7 protein-coding genes are annotated in these 6,245 nt (G+C 46.3%); 5 read left to right on the top strand and 2 right to left on the bottom strand.

The window, feature by feature from the left end; translation table 11 throughout:
- Positions 1-173 precede the first annotated feature (173 nt).
- The 5 genes from ACYVGO_RS30680 to ACYVGO_RS30660 all read left to right on the top strand — a co-directional run bounded on the left by ACYVGO_RS30680 (position 174) and on the right by ACYVGO_RS30660 (position 3,898).
- Positions 174-431 (top strand): hypothetical protein, encoded by a 258-nt coding sequence (locus ACYVGO_RS30680; protein WP_460972575.1) that lies wholly within the window; start codon positions 174-176, stop codon positions 429-431.
- Entirely contained in the window at positions 409-804 is a 396-nt protein-coding gene (locus ACYVGO_RS30675) for a DoxX family membrane protein (protein ID WP_460972574.1), read from the top strand. Before ACYVGO_RS30680 ends, ACYVGO_RS30675 begins: the two co-directional genes overlap by 23 nt.
- A 72-nt stretch (positions 805-876) precedes the next feature.
- Positions 877-1,578 carry a hypothetical protein gene (locus ACYVGO_RS30670; RefSeq protein WP_460972573.1) on the top strand — a complete coding sequence of 234 codons (702 nt, stop codon included), beginning with the start codon at positions 877-879 and terminating at the stop codon, positions 1,576-1,578.
- A 291-nt stretch (positions 1,579-1,869) separates the two neighbouring features.
- On the top strand, positions 1,870-3,363 hold the full coding sequence (gene sufB / locus ACYVGO_RS30665) for a Fe-S cluster assembly protein SufB (RefSeq protein ID WP_142774675.1): 1,494 nt from the start codon (positions 1,870-1,872) through the stop codon (positions 3,361-3,363).
- A gap of 292 nt (positions 3,364-3,655) precedes the next feature.
- Positions 3,656-3,898 carry a hypothetical protein gene (locus ACYVGO_RS30660; protein WP_168207867.1) on the top strand — a complete coding sequence of 81 codons (243 nt, stop codon included), beginning with the start codon at positions 3,656-3,658 and terminating at the stop codon, positions 3,896-3,898.
- 148 nt (positions 3,899-4,046) lie between these two features.
- On the opposite strand, the gene pafA is transcribed toward ACYVGO_RS30660, so the two are convergent.
- On the bottom strand, positions 4,047-5,684 hold the full coding sequence (pafA, locus tag ACYVGO_RS30655) for an alkaline phosphatase PafA (RefSeq protein ID WP_460972572.1): 1,638 nt from the start codon (positions 5,682-5,684) through the stop codon (positions 4,047-4,049).
- Positions 5,685-5,795: 111 nt separating this feature from the next.
- Complete coding sequence (locus ACYVGO_RS30650; RefSeq protein WP_460972571.1) at positions 5,796-6,056, bottom strand: hypothetical protein; 261 nt, start codon at positions 6,054-6,056, stop codon at positions 5,796-5,798.
- Positions 6,057-6,245 lie beyond the last annotated feature (189 nt).

Raw genomic sequence — 6,245 nt, 5'->3', positions numbered from 1 at the left:
ACGGGCCGCTAATCTTATCCGTTCGTGCTATTGAGCTTGTGCTGGCCGATGAGCCACTTGACGAAGATGGTGACCCAACGGGTGAACACGACCATCATCAGGATGATAATTATGCCCTAGGCGGCCATGTGACTCGCTCAGGTAGCTAATCCATACATAGATTAAAACTTACTATGAACACGACCAACGAAAATTATAATCCTGCCGACGATGGCAATCAGGGCGTTGTCCAGTTGATGGCGCAAAGCGAAGAAGCAAATGCCAGTGTTGCGCAGGATCAGCAAATGAACCCTGTTCACGCATCAGGCCCCGAACCCGAAAAAGCAGAAGTCAATGATTCTGATGTGGATGCAAATGGGGTCAACAACGATTTGCTGGAAGAAGAAGAGGTAGAGAACGGGGTCATTGATGAAACTGAAGATGACCAATAGCCAGTTAGCGCAACTTGTGATACGTATTGGACTGGGCATCAACATGCTTATGCACGGTTTGGTACGTATTCCTAAACTGAACGCCTTTGTCGCCAAAACGGGAGCCGGGTTTGCCAGTACCATCCTACCCCCTATTTTGACTAAAGCCTTTCTCTATACCTTGCCATTTGTAGAATTGACTGTGGGTATTCTCATTCTGCTGGGTGGTCAGTTCAGTAAGTGGGGCTATTTGCTGGGCGGCTTAACGATTGGTGCCTTATTATTTGGCACAACGCTCAAAGAAGACTGGTCTGGTGCCGGAAATCAATTAATTTATGTGATTGCTTTTTATCTCGCATTGAGAGGGTTAGATGAGTCAGGGCGTCGGCGCTAACGATTTGATGATTGATTTTGCAACGGTTTGTTGGTCGCTTGGGTCAACAAAAGCAAACCAATTCATATAATCATGACAGTAAAATCAATTCTGCCCTTCGTTACAATCAGCTTTTCATTGATCGTTTCCTCCTGTAAAGAGGATATGACGCCAGTACAATCCAACATTCTCTATCAATCAAACTTTCAACAAAACCAGGACGGCTGGACTGCCGACATTGCCGATTACAGTACGCAGCAACAGGACATTCGCTTTGAATCGGGATGGGCTGGCTTACCAAGCCCTCTGGATACTACTCGCAAGTCGATCCGGGTATCGAGCATGAATCGGAGCGACGATCTTTTTATGTTTCTGAAGAAAAAGCTCACAGGTCTTCAACCTAATACGGATTATAGACTTGTTTTCGACATCGAACTGGCATCGGCCTATGCTACAAATTCAATAGGTGTTGGCGGCTCGCCGGGTGGCAGTGTCTATCTGAAAGCGGGGGCCACGGCTACGGAACCAGCAAAAGTGCTGGACGATGATTTCTACACCATCAACCTCGACAAAGGGAATCAGTCGACGGGCGGAAAAGATGCCGCTCTACTGGGCAACATCGGCGCGGGTGAAGATGTAACTGATTATAAGCTAATTACTCGCACCAACGCCGAAAATCCGCTTACGGTTCGCTCAAACGCAGCAGGTGAACTCTGGCTTGTTGTTGGTACCGATTCAGGCTACGAAGGCCTTACAACGCTGTATTACAGCAACATAAAAGTGACAAAGAAGTAAGTAGCCCTACTTTCATCCATCTAACCAATGCCATCACCAGAAAGTGATGGCATTTATGTTTTACCAATCAGGTTAGTTAGCTAAACTCAGAAAGGTTGCTGAAATACCGAGAAGAAGTTCAATATTGATACGTCGTTGAGGAGATGCCATAACCAGATAGACTATACGTATTGAAATACCCGAAATAACGGAAAGTTTCCGATATTTGTCCAGCCTGCCCGGAACGTACCTATAGGGCAATTTGTTAAAAAAGCAGTGCATTGGTTCACTACCATGCAACTAACCGAGACTATGAGCAAGGACGTTGAAATTTTAGAGAGTATTACCAACGCCGAATATAAATACGGATTTGAGACGCTAATTGAGGCCGATGAGGCCCCTGTAGGCCTTGATGAGAGTACGATTCGCTTCATTTCTGCAAAAAAGAATGAACCCGACTGGTTGCTCGAAAACCGCCTGAAAGCCTTTCGGATGTGGCAGGAAATGACGGAGCCGAAATGGCCTAATGTTTTCTATCCCAAAATTGATTATCAGGCCATTAAGTATTACTCGGCCCCGAAACAAAAAAAGACGCTTAACTCCCTCGACGAAATTGATCCCGAACTGCTCGATACGTTCAAGCGGTTAGGCATTTCGCTGAACGAACAGAAGCGGTTGGCAGGTGTAGTTGACGGACCCGATGAGGATTCAGCCCAATCGAATCGACCACGAGTAGCGGTTGATGCGGTCATGGATTCGGTATCGGTAGCAACTACGTTCAAAAAAGACCTTGCCGAACGCGGTATCATTTTCTGTTCCATCACTGAGGCCGTTCATGAACACCCCGAACTGATCAAGAAATATCTTGGGTCGGTTGTTCCGGCTAAAGACAATTATTTTGCAGCCCTGAATGCGGCCGTCTTTACCGATGGTTCGTTCTGTTACATTCCAAAGGGAGTTCGTTGCCCCATGGAACTGTCGACCTATTTCCGCATCAACGCAGCCGGAACTGGTCAATTTGAGCGGACGCTGATCATTGCTGATGAAGGTTCGTATGTAAGCTACCTCGAAGGCTGTACCGCCCCCATGCGCGACGAAAATCAACTTCACGCTGCGGTTGTTGAACTGATTGCGATGGGCAACGCCGAAATCAAATATTCGACCGTACAAAACTGGTATCCAGGCGATAAAGAAGGCAAGGGAGGTATTTATAACTTCGTGACCAAACGCGGTATCTGTGATGGTCCGAACGCCAAAATATCCTGGACTCAGGTGGAAACCGGGTCGGCCATTACCTGGAAATACCCTTCGGTCATCCTAAAAGGCGACAATTCTATTGGCGAGTTCTATTCGGTTGCGGTGACGAACAACATGCAGCAAGCCGATACAGGTACCAAAATGATTCACATTGGCAAAAACACCAAAAGCCGGATCGTATCGAAAGGAATTTCGGCTGGAAAAAGCCAGAACTCCTACCGGGGTTTGGTGCAGGTGATGAAACGTGCCGAAAATGCCCGCAATTACTCTCAATGTGACTCGCTCTTACTAGGCGATAAATGCGGAGCCCACACATTCCCCTATCTGGAAGTAAACAACCCCTCGGCTACGGTCGAACACGAGGCTACGACCTCTAAAATCGGGGAAGACCAGTTGTTCTATTGTAACCAGCGCGGTATCCCAACTGAACAGGCTGTAGCACTGATTATCAATGGCTACGCTAAAGAAGTACTGAATCAACTTCCTATGGAATTCGCGGTAGAAGCTCAGAAACTGCTCGCAATTAGTCTGGAAGGAAGTGTTGGGTAACTAGTTTATTAATTTTGTTTACATTGGAGCCTCTGTGAAAACACAGAGGCTTTTTTGTTATATTTGATTAGTCCCATCCGTACCTAATGACCGAAGATGAACATACAGACCTGCTAAGATTAAAAGCATTTCTGGAAAAAGCGTTGATCTCAGTAGAAGATGATCTGATACTTACTGACCCAAGGTTGTCAAAAAACGACTATGATTTTTTGATTAAGAAAGCCAGAATGTATCGTAATAACTTAGATAAAGTAATTGAATTACTGAACGAATCTAACAGATTGACATGAGCATGAACATAGTAGACGAATATCGGAACCGAATTCGCAAGGCTACTAACCTTGACGAGAAGAAAGCTATCGCAGCAGAACTTCATCTGTTGGCTGATACATTCGACAAAGTACAACGATCTAATTATGAACAAGCGATGCAGGAACTGCGTAGTGATATTGCCTTTCAGCTAGAAGTTATTGATCCGATTTCCCAACGTGCTGAAGCCATTCTGAGCCAATATTCATCCGTCGTAAAAGGGTAATATAAAGTGTTTGATGTGACACCTATACAAGCGGAAGCATTATTACAGAATCTTGTATTACGCAATGCACGTTTGAGTCTTGAACTAAAGTAGAACTTGAAATAAAGCTAGCCCAGAAGAACAGCTAGTATCAGCTTGTCATACTATTCTATTTAATCAGCGGCTCAATTACGTTTCCCACGCTACCACTGGGTTCCAGAATCTTAAGCAGTGCCGATACAGTTGGCGCGGTATCGGCAACAACAGTACGGTTAAAGGTCTCGCCCGCTTTGACACCCCAGCCATAAAATAGCAAGGGAATATGGGTATCATACGCATAAGGCCCACCGTGACTGGCTGCAATAGAGCCCGCCATCCAGCCCGGTTCAATAACAAGTTGAATATCACCACTCCGTTTAGCGTGCGTACCGTTTTTATATAACGTCAGTTGGTAATCGTTCAAATTAGCCGTTCCTAACTCATGCAGGTTAAGAACATCTGCCACACCGTCCGTATTGAGAATGACACCACGAATAGCCAGATAGATGTCGTTTACAGAAATCTTTTTCGTTTGTAACAGCTCATGATTGAGGTAAAACTGGTAATTCTCCGAAGCCCGGATATAATCACCTTCGCCAAATTTCTCCCTAAGCGCAGTTTTCACCGCAGCATTAATTCCACCCATATTGAGTCGACCGGCGGGCAGGTGGTGTTCCTTCAATAACTCCACTACATCCATTACACCGTGATCGGCAGTGATAAAAAACAGGTAGTTGCCTTTGCCAACCCAGGTATCTAATGTTGTCAGCATATCGGCCAGATCACGGTCAAGGCGCAGGTAAATATCCTCTTCCTCAACTGAATTTGGGCCAAAGGCGTGGCCTACATAATCGGGCGTTGAAAAACTGACCGCCAGGAAATCGGTAGCGGTTCCTTTCCCCAGATTTTCGTTTTTGAGTGCTTCCAGTGCTATTTCCTTCGTCAAGGTATTGCCATGTGGCGTACTGGCTATAATCCCGAATGCATCCCCCGACCGACCGGCCAGATCATACGGGAAAACCGATTTTTTCGAACCTGCCAGCTTGAATTCATAGGCTTTATCATCGGCGGTACTTTCTGTGTATTGGTCAATGGGCAGCAGCGTCTGCCAGCCTAACTTCATGAGTTCAGAGGGCCGTTTTCTGTCGTTATACTCCTTTACCCACTGAGGTAGCTCAGGTCGGTAAAATGTACTGGTGATCCAGTTACCCGTTTTACCATCAAACCAATACGCCCCATTGGCCGTATGCCCAGCGGGCAAAATGGCACCGCGATCTTTGAACGCCACGCCAATCGTTTTCGATTGATAGTTAGTGCCAATCCGCAACTGGTCGGTAACCGTACTGACCATCAGGTTTCTCGGCGACATTTTTCCCGCTGCGGCATTCGTTGTCCCCACGGCCTGAACGGAACTATCGCCCACGCAATACACACCTGTGCCCTGCCGTTTATCATACCATTCATTACCAACAATGCCGTGAATAGCCGGCATTGAACCGGTATAAACGGAGGCATGACCCGCAGCCGTAACTGTCAGTGCGTAGTGGTAATGATGGTTTCGACAGTTAAATCCTTCGCGCAATAAACGCTTAAATCCTCCTTCTGAATATTTATTGTAATAGCGATACCAGTAATCATAACGCATCTGATCCACGACCACACCAACCACTAGTTTTGGCCGGGCTAACGGTTGGACAGTCGTTGTTTTGTTCGTCTGAGCGAAAAGGGAGGATGTGACCAGCAGCAAAAAAAGCGAAAGACGGAACATAGTCTAGATAAATTGGGAGAATAGGAAATTGAATAGAGAACACAAAGGAACTAGTCAATTCTGGAAAAATTCTGCATTCTTCGGGCCGTAGCGACGGCCCACTTTCTATTTTTAAAACGAATACGTGACCGATGCCCAGAAGCTTCCTGGCAGAATGATACAGCCAATTTGCCGGGAACCTCTCTCGAAATTGCCGTTTTGCAGGAACTGATCGCCACGCACGTTGCCTTCCGTTACCCCCCGACTATTGAGCAGATTGTCGCCCCAAATACGTAAACCAATTGATTTGCTCAGCCGATAGTCGACGCCAATGGATAGTTCGTCATACCCCCTAATTGATACACATAACTCGGCGAACTCTACCGCATCCACGGGTAAATTTCACTTTACCCGACAATTTATCTGTACAATAGGTGGGCCTCTGACGACCGATGCCATCCTGAGACTCTAAAGAATCCACTAGAATCCAGAGAATCTGGTTTAGCATCGCCCGCAAGTAGATCACCCCAGCCTCATGATCGCATAGTTAAAAACAGCCAGAGTGGCCCTTTTATCAAAAAA

This window comes from Spirosoma migulaei (genome assembly GCF_054776855.1).
The sequence above is the reverse complement of the archived record's forward strand: the minus strand, read 5'-3'. Positions and strand labels throughout refer to the sequence as shown.

What these genes read in the sequence shown, in the direction of transcription:
- ACYVGO_RS30680 (WP_460972575.1), top strand. Translation starts at nt 174, where the DNA reads ATGAACACGACCAACGAAAATTATAATCCTGCCGACGATGGCAATCAG.
- ACYVGO_RS30675 (WP_460972574.1), top strand. Translation starts at nt 409, where the DNA reads ATGAAACTGAAGATGACCAATAGCCAGTTAGCGCAACTTGTGATACGT.
- ACYVGO_RS30670 (WP_460972573.1), top strand. Translation starts at nt 877, where the DNA reads ATGACAGTAAAATCAATTCTGCCCTTCGTTACAATCAGCTTTTCATTG.
- sufB (WP_142774675.1), top strand. Translation starts at nt 1,870, where the DNA reads ATGAGCAAGGACGTTGAAATTTTAGAGAGTATTACCAACGCCGAATAT.
- ACYVGO_RS30660 (WP_168207867.1), top strand. Translation starts at nt 3,656, where the DNA reads ATGAACATAGTAGACGAATATCGGAACCGAATTCGCAAGGCTACTAAC.
- pafA (WP_460972572.1), bottom strand. Translation starts at nt 5,684, where the DNA reads ATGTTCCGTCTTTCGCTTTTTTTGCTGCTGGTCACATCCTCCCTTTTC.